The sequence below is a fragment of the Halobacillus locisalis genome (assembly GCF_013694105.1).
Classification (GTDB): Bacteria; Bacillota; Bacilli; order Bacillales; family Halobacillaceae; genus Halobacillus; species Halobacillus locisalis.
This window is the reverse complement of record NZ_JACEFG010000003.1, coordinates 50235-69955: the sequence shown is the minus strand read 5'-3', so window position 1 is coordinate 69955 and position 19721 is coordinate 50235. Positions and strand designations below refer to the sequence as shown.

At 44.7% G+C, this 19721-nt stretch carries 21 protein-coding genes; 12 read left to right on the top strand and 9 right to left on the bottom strand.

Translation table 11 applies throughout. The features are described from left to right. Positions 1-205: 205 nt before the first annotated feature. The 3 genes from H0266_RS13335 to H0266_RS13325 are packed head-to-tail and all read left to right on the top strand — an operon-like array spanning position 206 to position 2018. Positions 206-955, top strand: coding sequence for a hypothetical protein (locus tag H0266_RS13335; protein ID WP_181472931.1), 750 nt, complete (start codon positions 206-208; stop codon positions 953-955). Then, complete coding sequence (locus H0266_RS13330) at positions 955-1332, top strand: GntR family transcriptional regulator (RefSeq protein WP_181472930.1); 378 nt, start codon at positions 955-957, stop codon at positions 1330-1332. Before H0266_RS13335 ends, H0266_RS13330 begins: the two co-directional genes overlap by 1 nt. Then, positions 1329-2018 carry an ATP-binding cassette domain-containing protein gene (locus tag H0266_RS13325; protein ID WP_181472929.1) on the top strand — a complete coding sequence of 230 codons (690 nt, stop codon included), beginning with the start codon at positions 1329-1331 and terminating at the stop codon, positions 2016-2018. The genes H0266_RS13330 and H0266_RS13325 overlap by 4 nt, the downstream gene beginning before the upstream one ends. 55 nt (positions 2019-2073) lie before the next feature. On the opposite strand, the gene H0266_RS13320 is transcribed toward H0266_RS13325, so the two are convergent. Beyond that, positions 2074-2586, bottom strand: a complete 513-nt coding sequence (locus tag H0266_RS13320; RefSeq protein ID WP_181472928.1) for a YehS family protein — start codon at positions 2584-2586, stop codon at positions 2074-2076. A gap of 204 nt (positions 2587-2790) precedes the next feature. Here H0266_RS13320 and H0266_RS13315 point away from each other — a divergent pair, with 204 nt between their 5' ends. The 3 genes from H0266_RS13315 to H0266_RS13305 all read left to right on the top strand — a co-directional run bounded on the left by H0266_RS13315 (position 2791) and on the right by H0266_RS13305 (position 4394). Beyond that, positions 2791-2988 (top strand): hypothetical protein, encoded by a 198-nt coding sequence (locus H0266_RS13315; protein WP_181472927.1) that lies wholly within the window; start codon positions 2791-2793, stop codon positions 2986-2988. 152 nt (positions 2989-3140) lie between these two features. Beyond that, positions 3141-3674: a helix-turn-helix domain-containing protein gene (locus H0266_RS13310; RefSeq protein ID WP_181472926.1), complete on the top strand. Its 534-nt coding sequence runs from the start codon at positions 3141-3143 to the stop codon at positions 3672-3674. Positions 3675-3686: 12 nt separating this feature from the next. Next, positions 3687-4394: a CPBP family glutamic-type intramembrane protease gene (locus tag H0266_RS13305; RefSeq protein ID WP_181472925.1), complete on the top strand. Its 708-nt coding sequence runs from the start codon at positions 3687-3689 to the stop codon at positions 4392-4394. 528 nt (positions 4395-4922) lie between these two features. Here the strand turns inward: H0266_RS13305 and H0266_RS13300 are convergent. Together H0266_RS13300 and H0266_RS13295 are read right to left on the bottom strand one after the other, a co-directional pair. Next, positions 4923-5309, bottom strand: coding sequence for a YbaN family protein (locus H0266_RS13300; protein WP_181472924.1), 387 nt, complete (start codon positions 5307-5309; stop codon positions 4923-4925). Between the two features lie 119 nt (positions 5310-5428). Further along, positions 5429-6265, bottom strand: coding sequence for a superoxide dismutase (locus H0266_RS13295; protein WP_181473584.1), 837 nt, complete (start codon positions 6263-6265; stop codon positions 5429-5431). A 204-nt stretch (positions 6266-6469) separates the two neighbouring features. On the opposite strand from H0266_RS13295, the gene H0266_RS13290 reads away from it, so the two are divergent. Then, on the top strand, positions 6470-6838 hold the full coding sequence (locus tag H0266_RS13290; RefSeq protein ID WP_181472923.1) for a magnetosome magnetite crystal formation protein family: 369 nt from the start codon (positions 6470-6472) through the stop codon (positions 6836-6838). Between the two features lie 52 nt (positions 6839-6890). Here the strand turns inward: H0266_RS13290 and H0266_RS13285 are convergent, their stop codons facing one another. Together H0266_RS13285 and H0266_RS13280 are read right to left on the bottom strand one after the other, a co-directional pair. Further along, positions 6891-9047 (bottom strand): type IA DNA topoisomerase, encoded by a 2157-nt coding sequence (locus tag H0266_RS13285; RefSeq protein ID WP_181472922.1) that lies wholly within the window; start codon positions 9045-9047, stop codon positions 6891-6893. 427 nt (positions 9048-9474) lie between these two features. Then, positions 9475-10548, bottom strand: a complete 1074-nt coding sequence (locus H0266_RS13280) for an iron-containing alcohol dehydrogenase (protein WP_343063323.1) — start codon at positions 10546-10548, stop codon at positions 9475-9477. 191 nt (positions 10549-10739) lie between these two features. On the opposite strand from H0266_RS13280, the gene H0266_RS13275 reads away from it, so the two are divergent. Next, complete coding sequence (locus H0266_RS13275; RefSeq protein ID WP_181472921.1) at positions 10740-10862, top strand: YfhE family protein; 123 nt, start codon at positions 10740-10742, stop codon at positions 10860-10862. A 298-nt stretch (positions 10863-11160) separates the two neighbouring features. On the opposite strand, the gene H0266_RS13270 is transcribed toward H0266_RS13275, so the two are convergent. Further along, the gene (locus H0266_RS13270) at positions 11161-11808 is read right to left on the bottom strand and encodes a 2OG-Fe(II) oxygenase (protein ID WP_181473583.1); all 648 of its coding nucleotides are present in this window, start codon (positions 11806-11808) and stop codon (positions 11161-11163) included. Positions 11809-12082: 274 nt separating this feature from the next. Here H0266_RS13270 and H0266_RS13265 point away from each other — a divergent pair, with 274 nt between their 5' ends. Then, on the top strand, positions 12083-13051 hold the full coding sequence (locus tag H0266_RS13265) for an ABC transporter substrate-binding protein (protein ID WP_181472920.1): 969 nt from the start codon (positions 12083-12085) through the stop codon (positions 13049-13051). 19 nt (positions 13052-13070) lie between these two features. Here H0266_RS13265 and H0266_RS13260 read toward each other — a convergent pair whose 3' ends face one another. Next, positions 13071-13841, bottom strand: a complete 771-nt coding sequence (locus tag H0266_RS13260) for a (2Fe-2S)-binding protein (protein ID WP_181472919.1) — start codon at positions 13839-13841, stop codon at positions 13071-13073. 200 nt (positions 13842-14041) lie between these two features. Here H0266_RS13260 and H0266_RS13255 point away from each other — a divergent pair, with 200 nt between their 5' ends. Genes H0266_RS13255 through H0266_RS13245 form a run of 3 tightly spaced genes read left to right on the top strand, consistent with a single transcriptional unit; the run spans position 14042 to position 16873 of the window. After that, positions 14042-15025, top strand: coding sequence for a FecCD family ABC transporter permease (locus tag H0266_RS13255; protein WP_246364100.1), 984 nt, complete (start codon positions 14042-14044; stop codon positions 15023-15025). Further along, positions 15025-16044, top strand: coding sequence for a FecCD family ABC transporter permease (locus H0266_RS13250; protein WP_181472917.1), 1020 nt, complete (start codon positions 15025-15027; stop codon positions 16042-16044). Before H0266_RS13255 ends, H0266_RS13250 begins: the two co-directional genes overlap by 1 nt. Positions 16045-16057: 13 nt before the next feature. Next, positions 16058-16873: an ABC transporter ATP-binding protein gene (locus H0266_RS13245; protein WP_181472916.1), complete on the top strand. Its 816-nt coding sequence runs from the start codon at positions 16058-16060 to the stop codon at positions 16871-16873. An 80-nt stretch (positions 16874-16953) separates the two neighbouring features. Here H0266_RS13245 and rlmD read toward each other — a convergent pair whose 3' ends face one another. Then, complete coding sequence (rlmD, locus tag H0266_RS13240) at positions 16954-18360, bottom strand: 23S rRNA (uracil(1939)-C(5))-methyltransferase RlmD (protein WP_181472915.1); 1407 nt, start codon at positions 18358-18360, stop codon at positions 16954-16956. Between the two features lie 109 nt (positions 18361-18469). Next, entirely contained in the window at positions 18470-19654 is a 1185-nt protein-coding gene (locus H0266_RS13235; RefSeq protein WP_181472914.1) for an MFS transporter, read from the bottom strand. Between the last annotated feature and the right edge of the window lie 67 nt (positions 19655-19721).

Below are 19721 nucleotides of genomic sequence, written 5' to 3'. Positions count from 1 at the left end.
TGTTATCATGCGTAGTTTGGCATATCGATGAGACTTTCTTTGTGGTGTCCAAAATATAGTTACTCGTGCCCGAAATATTCTTCACTCTGTCCGAATTCCAACTTCAATTGTACGATTTCCCATTCCTATCCAAGTAACCTATTGTTTTCCATACCTTTCTTGTGTACTATTTAAATAGTACACTCATACAAAAGGATGGATGACGATGAACCAAACCGCTTTTATCGGCTTATGGAAAAAAGAATGGGTTCTCATGCGTGGGTATTACTTCGGATTGGCTGCTTTTAATGCCCTCTGGCTTGTGCTCGCCCCGGTGATTATCCAAACCGAACAGTACCTTATGACAGCAAGCATTCTCCTGATTCTTCACATGTTTTATTTGTCGGGACTGTTCATGCACAGCTTCAACAGAGAGGCCGAACAGCTCGAATTGACGCTCCACTCCCCTCAATCGGGTTACATGATTGTCGGAGTGAAAATGCTTCAATCCTTTGTTGTTTTCCTCACCTCTCTTGTTGTAGTTTCTGGCGTCGGAATCTTGGCAGCAAGTTATGAATTGATGTTAAGCATGCAAGAAATCTTCAGCGTCTTCACGAGAATGGGGATTCTTCTGATCGGGTTCAGTCTAGCTCTTGCTTTACTATTGTTCTTCCTGTGGTCGCTACATCAAGTGATGAAACGATATATTGGAGGCTTAAGCGTGTTTATCTGTATCGCAATCTTCTTCGGAATTTCTGCTTTCCTCACGTGGATCCAGGAAACCTACGTCTATCAATCACTCACATCCTTTGCTCCGTTTCTCTTCGAATATGAAGTGGACAGTCTAGGGGGGATGCTGTATGTAAACTTTGGCGTAGATGCTTTGTCTGTCGGAGATCTGCTCTTTTACTTCGCATTCAACAGTCTGTTCCTTTTGTTCGGTATGTGGATTCTGGATCGGAAGGTTGAGGTGTAATGGGCATCGACTTTCAACCAGATAGACCTATATATCAACAGTTGATCGACCGACTGGCAGGAGAAATCATTCGCGAAAAACGAAAGCCCGGCGACAAACTTCCTTCTGTTCGGGAATATGCCGTTGAAACAGGGGTGAATGCGAATACGATCCAGCGTGTGTACCGCGAAATGGAACAAATGGAAATCGTTCAATCGAAGCGTGGTCAAGGAACCTTCGTCACGGAGAATCGTGATCGGCTTCATGAACTTAGGGAACAAATGAAACAAACTTATATCGAATATTTTGTCAAAGATATGAGTGACCTTGGATTTACGATTAGCGAGATGACAGAGGGACTCGCGGAGCATGAAGCAAAAAAGGGGGAGAAAGAATGATTGAGGCACATCAAATCACGAAACGGTTTCTGACCACGAAAGCCATCGAAGGGATTGATTTGCGAATCGATCCGGGTAAAATATATGGCATTATCGGAGAAAATGGGAGTGGAAAATCGACACTACTGAAGCTCCTATCTGGGCTTTTGCATCCGTCCAAAGGATCCATCACGATCAACGGAGAACCCGTAACGAGACAGTCCGCTTCTACCATTGCTTACATGACCGATTTCGACAGGTTCTATCCCTATTTCAAAGTAAGCGAATTAGTCTCTTTTTATGAAAGTCAGTTCGTCGATTTTAATAAAAACAAGGCGGAGGATATTCTCGATTTTCTTGCTATCGATCATGAACAAAAGCTCAAACATCTATCCAAAGGGAACCTCGGACGAGTCAAATTAGCGGTTACAGTTGCGAGGGAAGCCCCCTTCCTTTTATTAGATGAGCCTTTATCAGGACTCGACCCTATGGTTCGAGAATCGATTGTCAAAGGGATCATCCAGTTCGTCGACTTCGACCGGCAATCCCTCGTAATTACAACACATGAAATCCGTGATATCGAGCCTTTACTAGATGAAGTCATCATCATCCATGAAGGCAAGAAGCTCGACCAACAACGGGTGGATGACATTCGCATGAAGGAGCAACTCGATGTAGAAGGCTGGCTGAAGCGAAGAACTCGATAATGTTTTCCAACAAAAAATCCCGTGATCTATGTTTAGCAGATCACGGGATTATGAATTACCCTCGATATCGTATCGTTAAGCCTTTCAAGAAATTCCTCGCGTACTTATCGAGACACTCTTTGTAATTCTTGTGCCCTTCTTTCCTTAATAAAGCGCTCAATTCCCCTTTAGTGATTGTAACGCCAGCATCATCTAAAATATTAATGATGTCTTCGCTCGTCAGCTTAAGCGCGATTTTCACTTTTTTAAGCATGACGTTATTCACACTCGAATGGTTCTTGATCGAGCGGTCCGGTTTCACCGGCTGGCCGTCCTTCGTCAACTGAGGTCCTCGCTTGAAGATAATCAATCCATTCAAGAAGGATTCCAACATACTATTCGTACACTTGATATAGTCTTCGTATTCATCAACCTCATCATAGTCCGCTTCTTCCTCGACTTTAGTAAGGACCAGCTGAACGTCTTCTTTCGTCATCTCCACGCCTCCGAGGCGGAAAATTTCGACCATATCTTGATCTTTTATATCGAGCGCATAACGTAATCGAATTAGGATATCATTATTATCCATAGATAAACCTCCCATAATACCTTTCCTTAGTCACTTAAGGATCTATACCTCCCCCATCATAACACGATTCTTGTCCTGTTAGTCTTACCTAATACGAAAAGTTTTACTATGGCAGAATGAGTGATAGCAGCGTTTGACTATATACGACCAAGGGAATAAATAGAGCGTTCATCATCTACTCATTCGCATAAGGAGGGAACGATATTGGTTGTATCAGGAAAAATTCATCATAAGCATCATCACATTGATTTTGAAGTGAACCTGGATCATGAAGGGATACGCGAGGGGAAAATTGAATCGGAAGACGCGAAACGCGCGTTAATTCAAGCCATCAACCGTAAATTCCGGGTCATGTACCCACTCTCAAGTACGATTGATCCTGTACATGTCCGCACCTTTTAAGCTGAGTATGTTCACAATTCTTACATAAATCATAGCTCTTGCCGTAAGGACACTCTTAAGGGTGTCCTTTTTTCTGCAAAGAGAATAGTATTGACGGCTACCATAAAATACATTATTATCATTATCAATAATGATAATAATGAGGTGAATCTATGACATCAAAAGCCGATTTAATCTTGCACCCTGTCCGAATGCAGATCATACAACGTTTAGCTAAAGGACCAGCGACTGTCCAAGAACTGATGGACGCACTGACCGACGTCCCGCAAGCCACGCTATACAGACACCTGAAAACATTAACGGATCACGGTATCCTCCACATTGTAGAGGAGAAAAAAATACGTGGAACGCTTGAGCGCACGTATTCCTTAAAAGAACATGACGCCGCTCACATTAACGCAGAGGAAGCATCGAAATGGGATAAGGATGAACACATGCAAATGTTCATGACTTATATGGCTGGCTTGATCAATAAAACAGAGCGTTACTTAGACGGTCCGACCGACATGCATCAAGATGTCTTCGGCTACAGTCAAGTCGACCTCCACCTTACCCCTGAACAATGGCAAGCATTCACCCGGGACTTACAACATATCTTTGGAAAATATACGGCACAAAAGCCGACAGATGAAACGAAGAGCGCAACGATGGCTCAACTATTCATCCCTGAAAAAAATCATGAATAGGAGTTGGAATGTATGAAGAAGAAGCTTGGGATATCGTTCATTCTCAGTTTATTTGGAGTAATTGGCGGTTATTTCACCGCCCGCCAAACGCTTGAATCAGGATCTCTTCCCATTCCAGAGGATGTGCCGTTTGTGTTGATCACCCTCGTGCAGACAGGCGTGCTTACGTTTCTTTTGAGCCTGGCTGGTCTATCCATGCTGAAATACACACCGTTCACATTCAAGTCAAAAAGCGGAATCGGGCTATCCGTCGTGCTGGGTGGCTTGGTAGGACTCATTCTTGCTGGCTCTGATGCCGTACTATTTTCACGATATCTCCCCACCCTCACAGAAAATGAACCTGCCTTCTCCTTATTTGGATTACTCATGGGCGTTTTTTACGGAGGAGTCGTCGAAGAAGTGATGATGCGGTTGTTCCTCATGACGCTGATCGTGTTCCTTGCCGTCAAAATCACAAAAAAGAGAGAATTTCCGTCCTTCTTTTACTGGGGAGTCATCTTCATCGTCAGCCTCTTGTTTGGAATCGGACACCTTCCAGCCAACTTCATGCTCTTCGGTGAACTCTCTCCTCTTATTGTGGGAAGAGCGTTATTGTTGAACGGAATCGGCGGAATGATTTTCGGCTATCTATACTGGAAGCACGGGTTTATAGCAGCTGTTGTATCTCATATGAGTGCACATATTTTCATGCAGTTACTGTTCATCCCTCTCTTTTACTAAGAAAGAACCTGCTGAAAGTCAGCAGGTTCCTTCAGGCTGTTTAAGAAGTCTGTGCAGAGGTTCTGTTAGATCATATGAGAATACCGTGGGATGGAAAACGACTCGCTTTCCTGCGGGGGAGCCGGCGAGCCTCCTCGTTCGTTGACACTCTCTGTGGGGTCTCGCCTAGGTCCTTCTCCCGCGGGAGTCTCCCCGTTTTCCATCCCACTATGCTCAAATTAGCTGGAACAGAACCTCACCAAGTATTGTGCTGTCATCTTTAGAGCTCCACATTGTCGTTGAATCTTTAGAGGTTCAGTCTTCTTTTGTTGAGGTGGCGTGGAAACGTCGACACTCCTGCAGGATCCTGAGGCTTGGGTGAGTTCCCGCAGGTCTCAGGAGCGACCGAGGAAGCTCACCGCCTCCTGCGGAAAGGGAGTCGTTTCCACGCCACCGGTCTCTTCTCAACTTGGAAGAACCGAAAGTAGCTTTCTCAACATACTGAAGAACCTGCTGATCTTCAGCAGATTCCTTTTTATAACTATTCACTTATTCCTCATCCCCAGGCTTCAACGTCTTCATCCGATACATCACCACAGTAAATAAACACGCCCCAAATATAAAGCCTACCTTTAAGTATATATTCGGAGCTATGTAAAACGCGGAAAATAAGAAAGAAAACCAAATCATCACAAGTACAGAAATCTTCGCTTTTAACGGAATCCCACGCCCCGCTTTATAATTGCGTATATACGACCCGAACCATTTATTCGTCATCAGCCAGTTGTACAGACGATCGGAGCTTCGAACATAGCATGCAGCCGTTAGAAGCAGAAATGGTGTCGTCGGCACAAGTGGCAGGATGATGCCTAACACGCCGAGCACAAGAGACACGCTTCCGATCACGATCAATAAGACCTTCATAACCTGTTTCATCGTCGATCTCCCTAACACAACTTTTCCATTAGCATACCATTTCATCCTCATTCCATCATGTATTTCACTTAGACAAATAAAAAAGGCGACCGCATCCGCTATACGGCCACCTTATTGAGTTAGTACGGCTTCCACTTCACTTGCTTCGCCTTCTGATAGCGGTCGGTGACAGCTCCCCAATGGACCACGTTCCACCAATGCTCGACGTATTTCCCGCGATTATTTTCATATTGCAAATAGTAGGCGTGCTCCCACACATCAAGCGGCAACAAAGGAATGACATCCCACTGACTCAAGTTCTGGTGTTTTTCTGCCTGCAAGATTTCAAGACGATGAGACCTTGGTGACCAGACTAAAATCGCCCAGCCGGATCCTTCGACTTTTTTGGCGGCTTGTGAAAAATGTTCTTTGAACGCTTCGAAGCTTCCGAAGCTCCGCTCGATTTCTCTCAGCAACTCTCGCTTAGGTTTCCCACCACCTTGAGGACTCATGATTTCCCAGAAGATCGTATGCAAATAATGGCCCGCCCCGTTGAATGCCGCTTCACGCTCCCAATGTTTGATCAAATCATAATTTTTCGTTCGTCTCGCTTTTTGCATTTCATTCTCCGCTTTATTCAATCCGTCCACATAACTTTGGTGATGTTTGTCATGGTGCAGACGCATGATTCTTCTGTCGATATAAGGCTCAAGAGCCGCATATCCATAGGGGAGTGGCGGTAATGTATGACCACCGATCGGAACCGGCTTTCCTTGCCTTTCCTGCCCGATGTGACCCTCGATACTCTCGGCCCGTTCGTGAAGAAGTTGAGCTTTTTCAAAGGTAAAAGACGGTGGATCACGATTCCAATCCTCGATGTTCGAAAGCAGACCGTCCAGCTCCTTTTGAAAGGATGGATCATCTGTAAATGGACTGTTCTCATTGGCTTTTGCGATATCGTTCGCCCATGAATCCATATCGCGGAGATACTTGATCAACTCCTGATTGTCATTCACGTGGTACGCCTCCTTTCATCCACTGTCTAAATTTATGCATCGCCGCAAGGTTTTTTGTTTTCTTTTTTCAGTTCGACGTGATGATAAAAAGATTGACTTCATTCGACACTATTTCTATAATTAAATTACAGAATAGTCTGATAAACGCAAGGAGGACTGAGTGAAGTGGCGCCAGGACCTAACCAACCTACTCAGGAAAGAAAGCCGTCATCGACCGGTTTACAGGAAAATGTAGGCGGAGTGTTAGCGTATTTGTTAGGGTTCATCAGTGGAATTGCCTTGCTGCTTTTAGAAAAGGATAACCAAACGATTCGGTACCATGCCATGCAGTCGACAGTCGTGTTCGGTGGCATCTTTCTGCTTGGAATTGTTTTGAACTTCATTCCCATCATCGGTACGATCATCAGTATCCTACTCTCACCAGTATCTCTTGTGTTGTGGATCATCTTAATGGTCAAAGCTTACCAAGGAGGGCGATATCACCTTCCGATCGTGGGTGATTTCGCAGACGAACAACTTAAGAAATTCTCATAATAAAAAAAGCTTGTCCCGATAGTATTCTCGGGACAAGCTTTTTTGTGAGCGTTTAGATTTTACTTCCAGCTTTCTCAGCAAAATCAAACTTGATCTTATATTCTTCATCGAGTACTAAGGCCGTACTGAACGATTTCTTTCCTTTACTCTTGAATCCTTTTAGCACTTTCGTACGTTTTTTCTCACACAGCGTTTTGATCATGTTCGGCGTCAGCGACTTTCCAGCTAATCGCTTCGGAAACGCTACGCTACAGTTTTTCTTGTATTCCGAACACGCATAAAATTTGTACCGGTCCATGACTGTGCCCGTCTGGCAAGCGGGACATTTCGCAATCGGCTCATTCCAGCTCTTTTTCTTCTCTCCCGTATCACGTATGTTCACGTTCTCAATCAAGCCCGGCGTTTCTTGAATCAGTTTCTCGATGAACTGACTCGTCTGCTTGATGAACACCTGCTTAGAACCCTCGCCGCTTCCGATCTTTTTCAGATAAGATTCCCATTTCGCGGTCATGGAAGGACTCGATAATAACGTCCCTTCAATCGATTCACACAGCATAATGCCTTTATTGGTGACATACACATTGTTTTTTCTTACGGAAATGTACTTCTGCGCCTTGATCGTTTCGATGATACTCGAACGTGTCGCCTCGGTTCCAAGGCCTTCAACTTCTTTCAAAATCTCCACATCTTCCTCATCATCGACCAGCTTTCCGCACGTTTTCATCATATTGATCAGTTGACCTTCTGTATAAGGCTTCGGCGGCTTGGTCATGCTCTCCTTAATATGAAGGTTTGCGCCTACTTGTTCGCCATTCTGCACGTTCGGCAGAAGAGGATCCTTTTCCTGATTCGCTTTCGACGGTTTCGGAAACAGCTCTTTCCAACCTTGTTTCACGTCCCGTCTGCCCGTCGTCTTGAACGGCAATTCCTGAACGTGTGTCCAAATCGTCGTCTCTTCGTAAACATAGTCGCCGTGGAACATCGCAAGCGTCGTCGCCATCACTTCATTGTAAATGTTGCGTTCTTCACGGCTGAGGCCCTCCAGCTTTTTCTGAGTCGGAACCGTCTTCGTAGGAATGATGGCATAGTGCTCCTGCACCTTGCTGCTGTTAACGTACCTTTTATTCGGCTTCGTCGAAACAGGTGTGAACGAGACATCCATCGCTTTTTGATACCCGTCCAAGTTGTTCACGAGGTAGTTGAATTCACTATTCGTAATAAAATTACAGTCCGTTCGCGGATAGGAAACAAGTCGCTTCTCATACAGTTTCTGCATCGTCTTCAGCGTCTGTGAAGGCGTATATTTCCACCGTCTGTTCGCCACACTTTGCAACGTGGACAAGGAATGAAGTTTCGGAGACTTGATGTGCTTCGTCTTTTTATCTACCTTTTGCACAATTCCTGGTGTGCCTTCCTTTTCTTTCAGACCATGCTTGTCCATCAACGCCTGCACTTTCGCTTTATCTTTCTCTTTTATTTCAGCAAGCCCTTTGTACGTTCCCGCTTCAGCTTTAAACTGTCCTTCAATTTGGTAAAAAGGCTCCGGCTTGAAGTTCTCAATCTCTTTATGTCGTTGGTAGATCAAGTAGACGGTAGGAGACTGCACACGACCGATCGATAAATAGCTTCCGAACCCTTTTTTCTGAAGCAGCACCGTGAACAGGCGACTTGCATTGATGCCCACCATCCAGTCACTGATCTGACGCGCCTTCGCTTCATCGAACATGCGTAAGTCCTGCTCATTATCGCGAAGGTTCTGGAACCCTTTCTTCACTTCCTCTTTCTCAAGCGAGTTGATCCACAACCGCTGGATCGGCTTACCTTTAACACCGGTTAACCGAAGGATGCTGTAGAAAATATTCGATCCTTCCCGGTCGACATCGGCCGCATTGACAAGGACGTCCGCCTGCTGGAACAGACGCTTGACCTCTTTGAACTGATCCCACTTTCCTTTTGACACTTTCTCGAGGAACCGGTCGGGAACAATCGGTAACTGCTCAAGCTTCCAGCGCTTCCACTCCGGCTTGTAATCGTGCGGTTCTTTTAATTCGACCAGGTGACCCACGCCCCAAGTGATGATAGCCCCATTCGGGAACGTGGCGTCTGGTTTCAATTGTATGTAGGTTTTCGTTTTTTGTTGGACGGTAAAGGCCTCGGCATAGGCTTTTGCCTGCGAGGGTTTCTCAGCTAAGATGACCACTCGTGTCATGGTCGTTCCTCCTCTATAAATGGTAGAGTCAACAGAAAAACGCCGGAAATCTAAGAAGCTCCCAGCGTTGTATTTCGGGTTTTACCATTTCGTTGTTTCATTTTCTTATATTTTACCATATAAAGGGCGAGCATTATATGATGCTCGCCCTCTCGACCTTTTTGATGTAAAAACTGAAATAAAACCGTTGAGAACGCTATTATCTAAGCACTTTCAAGCATCCTATATTCACGAAACTGTCGCGAGTCATCGTATCTAAGCGGTTTTGAAAAGATCCGTTCATCAAAACCGTTGAGAGAAAGCCGATCACGACGGTTTCCGAATATCACATCTCTTGAAACTGCCGTGATCAACCCTTCCTCTTTTCTTTCAATAAAAATACCTGCCCCCCCAAGTCGGGATCAGGTACTTCGATTACTACCCTTTATTAAATCGTGACCTCTTGGCCATAATAAGCCGCCACTAGCAGTTGTTTCATTTCATCAACGGACGTTTCACGAGGGTTGGTACCGCTACACGGATCCTGTACAGCATTTTCTGCCATCGTGTCGACGTGTTCCTTAAAGAACTCTTCCGAAACGCCGAATTCATGAAGCGTGTTCGGTACGTCCATTTCGCGATTCAGTTCACGAATCCACTCTATTAAGGAATCCACTAATTCCTTATCCGTCTGACCTTCTAGCCCGATTCTTCTCGCTAATGCGGCAAAACGATCTTCCACGACACTGCGATTGAATTGGATGACATAAGGAAGATAGATGGCGTTGGCGCAGCCATGCGGCACTTCAAATGTCGGACCACTCTTATGGGCTAGACTGTGTACGTTACCAAGTACAGCATTTGCGAAGGACATTCCAGCCATCGCTTGGGCGTAATGTACTTGCTCACGACTTTCCTGGTTACCTTGATAAGAAGACAGCAGATGATTTTTCAAAATCTCAGCCGCTTCAATCGCAAGGGCATCGGTAAAGGTGGTGCGCGGTTTCGCCACGTACGCTTCAATACTATGTGTGACAGCATCCATTCCGCTGTAAGCTGTCACACGTTTAGGCATCGACTCAACCATAACAGGATCGATAATCGCGAGGTCAGGTGTCAGCTCAAAGCTCGCTAATGGATATTTGACCCCCGTTTCAGAATTGGTGATCACGGTAAGGTTTGAAATCTCTGATGCCGTTCCGCTTGTCGTCGGAATACCGATGAATTTCGATTTAGAACGAAGTTCGGGCAGCTCGAATGGCTTCGTTGCCGCTTCGAAGCTGAGATCCGGATGTTCATGGAACAACCAAAGCGCCTTAGCCGCATCCATCGGTGATCCACCACCAATTCCGATGATCCAGTCCGGTTCAAAGTCATGTACAGTATTAATATGTTCATTCACAAGGTTCGTCGAAGGCTCATCTGTAATCCCTTCAATCAACTTGGTTTCTATATTCGCTTCCGCTAAGTTCTTTTCAATGGTCTCAAGGTTCCCGTTTTCTTTAACAGAACCTCCGCCAATGACGAGTAACGCTTTTGTTCCTTTTATGGATTTTCAATATATCAAGAGCATTTTCACTAAAATAAATATCGCGCGGGATCGTAAAACGGTTCATATGATCTCCTCCTCTTGTTGGGTACAGTATTACAGCGAATAACGACAGCCCTTAAAGCAAATAATGAAACTAATGAGTAGCGAAGGAGGGACGACGGATGAAATCAAAAGCACAAATGGCTAAAGAGAAACGATCCACACTCACGAAAGCACAAGAAGTGAAGTTCCAGAAAGAATTCAAAAGAGCAGATAAAATCGTTGAGAACACGAGAATGAAGTAAGAAAACTTTGAGTGCCGTTCTCAGTGAGCTGATCTGTGCCATCTATGAAAAAAAATTTGTAAAAATGGCAAAGACACCTGACATCAAAACCTTTTTGGAACGGTTACACACTCAACATGTAAGAGATCATGTGAATCAGCGCTACTTTTTTCCAATACTGGAATCGAAAGTGGGACTGATAAGCTTGGTCTCTTTTTCTTTTTCTTTTTCACGGATCCTCACGGAAAGTGTCACAGAGCCCCCTGACCTCTTCCACAACAACAAAAAAAGACGAGCAAACGCCCGCCTTCATCAAATATTATCTATATTGTTTTCTACGCACCCACATCGTCGCTGCCCACTTCTCTCCAGCGATCACCTGAGAGCCGCCATGCAGCGTACGCTCATTGATTACTGGATCCGAATAAAAGTACTCAAAATAAACGGCCATGCCTTTTTGAGGCGTCACGGATAGATTCATGTGAGGAAAATACGTTTGCCCGCCTTCTTCCACATCGTTCAAATACATCACAAGCGTGCTGATTCGCGGGTTCTGTGTCGTGCCATTCATCTTCGGTTTGAAGTAATCGTAGTGCGCTTTATATTCTTGCCCTGGTTTGTAATTCAGAACGTGAAGGCCTTCCCCGTGCTCGACAGGTACATTCATAATTTGTGCAATCCGCTTTTCAACTCTTGCCGTAATGTCATCATCTTCGAGAAAGGCACCACTGCTTGTACGAATATCGTTCACTTCATGTGTGGAACCGATTTTCGAGCGATTCATACGGTTCTTCGATTGACGAATGAGTTCATCACACTCATGCTCACTTACCACGTTTCCGAGAATAGCAATCACCGGCTCTTCCATTCTAGCCAAAATCGAAATCTCACGGTCTGCGGTCACAATCTTGTTGCCTGTGTAATCAAAGATGGAAGCTTCTTTCACGTGCGTATTCACTTTTTTCATCGTCCTCTTCATGTTTAATAAAAGCATAGGATATGAAAAATATCATATCATCCATTTACTACATATGGTTATTTTTTGATAAAAATACCAATATTGTTCACAAATGAATATAAATTTGATAAAACGAGTGAATTAATGATTGCAAAAAATGTAATGGATGGGATTAAGTTAAGTAATCAAAGCTGCTAATAAGAAATCACTTAAATATTATTGATTTATTAATTGAAAATGGTTATCATTATCAATGATTACATTTTAGTGAGGAGAATAATAGATGAAATTACGTACATATACCATGTTTGCACTACTAACAAGCATTCTGTTACTGGTCGGTTGCTCTGAAACACAGAGTTCCACAAACGATCAAGAAGAGACAGAACAAACAACGGAAGCCAAAATGATTTCACACTTAAAAGGGGAAACGGAAATTCCGGAAAACGTAGAGAAAGTAGTGGCTCTTCGCCCGAGTTACTTCGACCACTTATTAACGATAGGTGTTAAACCAGCTGGGGTAACAGCACAGGCACAATATGGCGGCGACTACATTCCCTACTTATCTGATCAGCTTCAAGGAGCTGAAATTGTTGGTTCAGCAGCTGAAGTGAATTTAGAAAAGATACTGGAGATCAACCCTGATCTTATTTTAGTAGATGATTACACAGCTTCTCAGGTTTACGAAGATCTAGAAAAGATAGCACCGACTATCGTCTTAGGTGCCTCTTCTGATGAAGAAAGAAATGACCCAGACTTTTGGCAGCAAGACTTGATGAAAATCGCAAAAATCTTCGATAAAGAAGACCTTGCAAAACAAAAGATTGCCAATCTAGAAGAAAAAGTAGCCAAAGCAAATGAAAAGATCTCGAACATGGATGATAATGAATTAGCCTTCCTTCGAATCCGTGAAAAACTCATTCAAATCTACCCTGAGACCACTCACCCGATGGTATCCATGTTATATCATGATTTAGGTTTCGAACCTGCTGACTTAACAGCCCCTAAAGAACGTGGCGATCTATCCATGGAAGTTATACCAGAACTTGGTGCCGACCATATTTTCTTACAAGTGGACTCTTCTGGTGGCCCTGAGAACTATTCATCTATCCAGGACAGTAACTTATGGAAAGGCCTGGAAGCTGTTGAGAATGAGAACGTTTTGAAGACTGACTTTTGGATCTATAAGGCATGGGGAGCAATTGGCCGTGCACAAATGATTGACGAAGCGATGGAGTATGTAAACGAGTAATGGAAAAAGGCTAAACTTCTTAGTTAGGTTTAGCCTTCTCTTTTTTTGAGTTCTTGAATAAGTGTGGGCACGTTCCGCAGCAATGAGCTAAATCACGGTCATGTAATAAGTAAGAAAGGCAGCAATGCTTTCGGATGTAGAAGGGATCACCGTCCTCTGGATTGTGCAATTGGAACGTGAAGGCTAAAGGATTCTCACCTTTCTTCTCAAACAACTGGTCGGTTGTAAATAAATCCAAATAGTCTTGAATGGTTTGAGGATCTGCAAGCTTTTCTCGCTCCAATAACAAGCTGGGCTGAAACAGATTATGGGCAACTAAAGAGTGGAGATGTTCAGCTTTACAACGGGCAGCAGTTGCCACGGCATTGAAAAAAGGTTCAAAGTGACCTTTCAAAAAGGTCCGAATGTATTCATGCACCTGATCGACGCTTAAATATGAGACATCCATTAAAGCTTTTTCTTCTATAAAATAACGATTAGGCTTTCCCTCTTCAAGCTTGATTCCGATGAAATGAGGTGAAGTGTCAATCATGATTCCTCTTCTAATGAGTAGTGAATAGATCCCCATAGCTAATACGGAGTAACGTTTCCCCAGCAGTGTGCCGACAATAGTTGTATTTTGAGCTCCTCTATGGCCCTTCTGTATATCAATGAATTCCTTAGCTTTCGTTTCGCTTTCAATCACATCAGAGATTCTAAAATCGATTTTGGCATCAAAATCGGACTCAATATGTATGAAAGCTTGCTTAGCTAACAATTCGTAAAGCTGCTTTCGTTCTTCTGTTATCATAAGGAACCTCCAAATTGATCTTTTAAAATGATTTTGATAATCATTATCAATTATAAAGGTCATTCATGAAAAAAACAAATAGCGTTTACATCAATGTTTAGGAAACAAAGGTGGAGAGAAACATGGCAATTCCAAAGGAACGCATATCGAAAGTTCCGAGACGACACTCAAATCGAAAAGAATATAAAAGCCGCCCCTTGATGGCATCCCTCATTCTTATCGTCGGAACAGCGATGATGATCTTAAGTATAGGAGTCTCTGTAACTCTCGGGGCTGCAGATATTAATTTGAAGACCGTTTGGGATGGTATCTTCGATTATAACCCTGACCTTACCTCTCATCAGATCATCCAAGAATTGCGTATGCCCAGGGCATTAATTGCAGCCATCATCGGGGTCTTTCTAGCAGTATCGGGAGCAATTATGCAAGGAATGACACGTAACCCGCTTGCCTCCCCTTCTATTATGGGAGTGACAGATGGGTCAGCTTTGATGATTGCCATCGCTTTCGCGTTCTTCCCTGGCACATCGCACCTCGGACTTATGATCTTTTCTTTTATCGGGGCTGGGATTGGAGCTGGAATTGTGTTCTTGATCGGCTCTTTCTCAAAAGGTGGATTATCCCCCGTTAAACTGGCCCTTGCCGGTACGGCTGTAGGTGCATTAATGAGCGCTTTTTCCTCAGGGATTGCCATTCACTTTGAGGTCGCTCAAGATATGAGCTTCTGGTATGCAGGAGGCGTTGCTGGCACGCAGTGGATTCATGTCCAATTCATCTTACCCGTCTTGTTGATTGGTGGAATCATCGCCTTGATCATCGCACGTTCTGTTACAGTATTAAGCCTTGGAGAACGTGTTGCGAAAGGGCTTGGACAACGAACGACCATGGTGAAAATCCTTGGTACAATTGTCGTTTTACTCATGACAGGTGCAGCCGTATCTGTAGCAGGGAGTGTCGGATTTGTCGGGTTGGTCATCCCCCACATCACCCGCTTCTTAGTTGGACTAGATTACAAATGGATCCTTCCTTGTTCCGCTATATTAGGTGGATTACTACTCGTACTAGCAGACATCGGTGCGCGTATGGTGAACCCACCTTATGAAACACCCATCGGGGCCATCACAGCCATGGTCGGAGTGCCTTTTTTCCTCTACTTAGCACGACGTGAAGGGAGAGGACTTTAATGGATTGGATTCAAAAAAGAAATAGAAAATCTTTATTGACTATAGGATTGTTAGCTTTACTCATCATCATCAGTTTATTAGTTAGTTTGCACACTGGAGTGATTAAGATCGGCCCTCTTGATGTGGTTCGAACTATGCTCGGGGTTGGAACGGATCGTCAGGAACTGGTCTTGTTCGATTTTAGACTACCGAGACTTGTGATTGCTATATTAGTAGGAGCAGGTCTAGCTGTTTCTGGGGCTATTCTACAAGGAGTATCTCAGAACGGTTTAGCAGATCCAGGTATTCTCGGCATAAACGCAGGGGCTGGATTCGCCGTCGTTCTATACATCTATTTTTCACAAGGATTAAACTCGTCATTGGGTACCTTATCGATTTTCATTTTACCTTTCATGGCGATGATCGGCGCAACAACGGCTGCCTTTCTTATTTATGTATTGGCTTGGAAGAAAGGGGTCACGCCTATTCGTCTGATTCTTGTCGGAATCGGTGTAAATGCTGCATTCGGTGCCGTTCTGATCATTTTCCAGTTAAAAATGAACCCACGTGACTTCATGCAAGCAACCATTTGGCTCTCTGGAAGCATATGGGGAACGAATTGGAAGTATGTACTGGCAACGTTACCTTGGATTGTATTGCTGATTCCCTTTGCAATCTATAAAGCCCGGTTCTTGAATATCTTGAATCTGGGGGACCGTATGGCAACTGGGCTTGGAACAAAAGTGGAGTGGGAACGGCGGGTCTTACTCCTCGTTGCGGTCGGTCTGGCCGGAGCAAGCGTTGCGGTTGCAGGGAGTATCGCTTTCTTGGGACTTGTAGCTCCCCACCTGGCCCGTCGTCTGGTCGGCCCGAAGCATGAAATGTTAATTCCAGCCTCCGCTCTTATCGGCTCACTGCTTCTATTAATTGCTGATATGATCGGTCGAAACCTACTAGCTCCCTCCGAGATTCCTGTTGGCATTGTCGTATCAGCCCTTGGAGCACCTTACTTCATCTATCTATTGATGAGAACAAACTAGAGGAGGAATTTGTATGTCATCCATATCAACGAAGGAACTTAAAATTGGCTACGGAGATGTGACGGTAGTAGATGATCTGAATCTCCATTTACCAAAGGGAAAAGTAACGACCATCATTGGACCAAATGGATGCGGAAAATCGACGGTTCTTCAAACCATGTCGCGTCTCATTCAACCTAAAAAAGGCTCTGTGTATTTAGACGGAAAAGCCATTCATAAAGCCTCCACGAAAGAAATTGCAAAGAAAATGGCTGTCCTCCCCCAAACACCAGACGCTCCAACTGGACTCACGGTATATGAGCTCGTATCCTATGGTCGCTTCCCTCACCAGAGAGGGTTCGGCCGTCTGACAGAAGAAGACCGCGATATTGTAGAGTGGGCTCTAGAAGTGACAGCCGTGCAAGAGTTTGCCGACCGATCCATCGATGCGTTATCAGGGGGGCAACGTCAAAAAGTATGGATTGCGATGGCGCTGGCTCAAGAGACAGAATTACTTCTATTGGATGAGCCGACTACTTATTTAGATTTGGCCCACCAACTGGAAGTCCTACAATTATTGGATCGTTTAAACCGAGAGGAAAACCGTACCATCGCCATGGTTCTTCACGACTTGAATCATGCCGCACGTTTTGCAGATTTTATGGTGGCAATCAAAGACGGTCAGGTTGTAAAAGAGGGAGACGTGGAACGTGTCATGACAGAGGATGTGCTGAAAGAGGTGTTTCAAATCGATGCACAATTGGCAAGAGATCCTCGTACTGGTCGACCTGCACTATTAACTTATGACCTTCTCAGCAACTCTCGTGAGAAAACGGAAGTGCTCGTTTAGCAAAATATCAAAATCAGGGAAAGATTCTTCCCCTTGCAAAAAAGCAAGCAGGCCACTAAACTAGTGGCCTGCTTGCTTTTTTATTTCCGTACCAGCTTCACAACCGATTCCACATGATACGTCTGCGGGAACATATCGACCGGCTGAATGCCTTCCACTTTATATCCGTTCTTCGTCAAATACTTCAAGTCCCTCGCCTGTGTTTCCGGATTACATGATACATACACAACCCGCTCAGGCTTCAGCTTCACAACACTGGATAAGAAGGCTTCATCACTTCCGCTCCTTGGGGGATCCATGATGACGACATCCGCTTTTTCCTTGCGCGCGGCCATATCGACCATGAATTCTCCTGCGTCCCCTTGGTAAAAGCGAGCGTTCTTCACACCATTTCGCTTCGAGTTCCGAACCGCATCTTTCACGGCGTCTTTATTGACCTCGACACCGATCACCTTACCGGCTTGTTTGCTCGCCACGAGTCCGATCGTCCCGATGCCGCAATAAGCATCAATGACGGTTTCTTTCCCTGTCAGCTCGGCCATTTCAATCGCTTTTGCATACAGTCTTTCCGTTTGGACCGGATTGATCTGATAGAACGACTTCGCCGAAATCTCGAACTCCAAGCCGCACAGCGTATCGGTGATGGTGCCTTTTCCGAACAGCACGTTCTCCTGATTACCGAGCACGACGCTTGTGTCCCGTTTATTCACGTTCAAGAGCATCGTAGTAATCTCAGGGTGAGCTTTTCTCATTGCTTTAATAAAATTGTTCTTACCCTTGAACTCCGGTGACGCCGCCACAAGGACGACCATGATCTCCCCGCTGACTTTCCCGACCTTGATCAGCACATGACGCAAGAATCCACGTCTCGTGTCCTCATTGTAGGGCTGCATCTTCGATTTTCTCATGTAGTCTTTAATCGAATTCGCAATCTCATCCGCTTTCGGATCATGGATGAGACACTCTTCCATATCGAAAATCTCATGTGTATTCTGTGCATACAACCCGCCAATGACTTGACGCTTCTGATTCAACCCGTACGTCATCACGTTCTTATTCCGGTAATCATACGGATGATCCATCGTGTAAATCGGTTCCGGCTTCCCAAAAGGTTTCATGAGCTTTTCCATGTATTGTTGCTTGAAACGTGCTTGTGCAGGATTGCTCATATGCTGCAGCTGACACCCTCCGCAATCGTAATAATACGGACATGGTGCTTCAACACGGTCTTGAGAGGCATCAATCACACGTTTCAGCTCGGCATTCACGAATTTCCCTTTTTGAGAAACGTGAACTTCTGCTTTTTCACCAGGGAGAAGATAAGGCACTTCAAGCTTCTGCCCTTTCCACTCGGCTATCCCTTTCCCTTCATTGGTGAAGCCCGTACACGTGACTTCGGCGGTGATTGTCTTCCCGCCACTACGATGCTGCTTCTTTCCTTTGGGTGGATGAAGCTTCTTTGCTTTATGGTTGTTTCGTTTACTCATAGGCACTTCCCTGTCTTTTCTGATTTGCCTTCATTATAAACTACCCGAAGCCGGGGGTAAAACGAACGAGTGAAAAGAAGCTCCCCACTAAAGTGAGAAGCTCCCAACATTAAACCTTTTTAAACTGTTGAATCACCAAGTACCCACTTACCATCGTGAAGAAGACCAACAATAACCCGATGAATCCATTCGTAAACCCCGTACGTTCAATCGCAAACCCGAACAACGGAAAACTGATCATGATCACAAAGCTTTCCATTAACCCGATCAACGAAAAGAATGTGGACCTGACATGGCTTTTCAATAAGTTTTGTACAAACGAGCTGAAGATCGGCTCAAACAGACTGAGAAGCTGTGCCAGGAAAAGGAATGATAGCAGGATCGCCCAATCTGTTGCAAAAATGAACAGTAGGAAGAACACAATGAATAGCACTAGACCATAGTACAAAATATTGAAAAACGGAAATCGTTCTTCGACCTTGTACGCAATCTTGGCCATCACGACACCGAGCAGCCCCTCCACTGTAAACACAGCTCCGACCACAACAGAAGAGTATCCTAATTGAATGAAGTATTCCTGGCCATAGAATACGATGATGACCATCACCGCACCAGCCAAAACAAATAGGACGACAGGGGTGTGAATGATGGGATTATTTCTCCACACGCTCACGCCCAACTTGAACTGGTGCACCCACTGATTATACCAGCGGCCCCCGATGTCTTCCGTTTTTTCACGTTCCGGCTCTTTCAAAAAGAATAAGGGCACAAGGGCAAGGACATGTGTGAAGATCGTCGCCCCATACACCCACTCCCAGCTGACCTCTGCCATAAAGCCCCCGAGGAACTTGGCAAGGCTGAGTGATAGCAAGGCAATCGCCGTCATGTTTCCGATCACCTTCGTGTACTCTTTCTCACGTCCCTCATTCTTCAACGTGTCATAAGCAAACGCCTGCTCCGCGCCGGAATGGAACGTCACCATCAACCCCATCGATAAAAAGGCCAGTGTAAACATCGAAAACGAGCCGCTAATCAGCATAAATAAACTATATAGCAGACTGAATACGTTACCGAAAATCAGACTCACTTTTCTTCCATATAAGTCCGCAATCATTCCAGTCGGTACTTCAAACAAGACAATCGCCAAGTGGAGAAACGCCTCGATCAGACCGATTTCACCGAACGTCATCCCTTTGTCGCCTAGATAGATGACCCACAAGGCCCGGTCGAAAAATAACTGGGCAAAGAATAAATAGACATACAACATATAAATATTTCGTTTTGTTTTAAACATATACTTTCGTCCTCTCTTATACATAAAAAAGACACAGGAGTTCATGCCCCTGCGTCTTCTTCGCTAT

Excerpts from the sequence above, each read along its gene's own strand:
- H0266_RS13335 (WP_181472931.1), top strand. The coding sequence starts at position 206 with ATGAACCAAACCGCTTTTATCGGCTTATGGAAAAAAGAATGGGTTCTC.
- H0266_RS13330 (WP_181472930.1), top strand. The coding sequence starts at position 955 with ATGGGCATCGACTTTCAACCAGATAGACCTATATATCAACAGTTGATC.
- H0266_RS13325 (WP_181472929.1), top strand. The coding sequence starts at position 1,329 with ATGATTGAGGCACATCAAATCACGAAACGGTTTCTGACCACGAAAGCC.
- H0266_RS13320 (WP_181472928.1), bottom strand. The coding sequence starts at position 2,586 with ATGGATAATAATGATATCCTAATTCGATTACGTTATGCGCTCGATATA.
- H0266_RS13310 (WP_181472926.1), top strand. The coding sequence starts at position 3,141 with ATGACATCAAAAGCCGATTTAATCTTGCACCCTGTCCGAATGCAGATC.
- H0266_RS13305 (WP_181472925.1), top strand. The coding sequence starts at position 3,687 with ATGAAGAAGAAGCTTGGGATATCGTTCATTCTCAGTTTATTTGGAGTA.
- H0266_RS13300 (WP_181472924.1), bottom strand. The coding sequence starts at position 5,309 with ATGAAACAGGTTATGAAGGTCTTATTGATCGTGATCGGAAGCGTGTCT.
- H0266_RS13295 (WP_181473584.1), bottom strand. The coding sequence starts at position 6,265 with ATGGATTCATGGGCGAACGATATCGCAAAAGCCAATGAGAACAGTCCA.
- H0266_RS13285 (WP_181472922.1), bottom strand. The coding sequence starts at position 9,047 with ATGACACGAGTGGTCATCTTAGCTGAGAAACCCTCGCAGGCAAAAGCC.
- H0266_RS13275 (WP_181472921.1), top strand. The coding sequence starts at position 10,740 with ATGAAATCAAAAGCACAAATGGCTAAAGAGAAACGATCCACACTCACG.
- H0266_RS13270 (WP_181473583.1), bottom strand. The coding sequence starts at position 11,808 with ATGAAAAAAGTGAATACGCACGTGAAAGAAGCTTCCATCTTTGATTAC.
- H0266_RS13265 (WP_181472920.1), top strand. The coding sequence starts at position 12,083 with ATGAAATTACGTACATATACCATGTTTGCACTACTAACAAGCATTCTG.
- H0266_RS13260 (WP_181472919.1), bottom strand. The coding sequence starts at position 13,841 with ATGATAACAGAAGAACGAAAGCAGCTTTACGAATTGTTAGCTAAGCAA.
- H0266_RS13255 (WP_246364100.1), top strand. The coding sequence starts at position 14,042 with ATGGCATCCCTCATTCTTATCGTCGGAACAGCGATGATGATCTTAAGT.
- H0266_RS13250 (WP_181472917.1), top strand. The coding sequence starts at position 15,025 with ATGGATTGGATTCAAAAAAGAAATAGAAAATCTTTATTGACTATAGGA.
- H0266_RS13245 (WP_181472916.1), top strand. The coding sequence starts at position 16,058 with ATGTCATCCATATCAACGAAGGAACTTAAAATTGGCTACGGAGATGTG.
- rlmD (WP_181472915.1), bottom strand. The coding sequence starts at position 18,360 with ATGAGTAAACGAAACAACCATAAAGCAAAGAAGCTTCATCCACCCAAA.
- H0266_RS13235 (WP_181472914.1), bottom strand. The coding sequence starts at position 19,654 with ATGTTTAAAACAAAACGAAATATTTATATGTTGTATGTCTATTTATTC.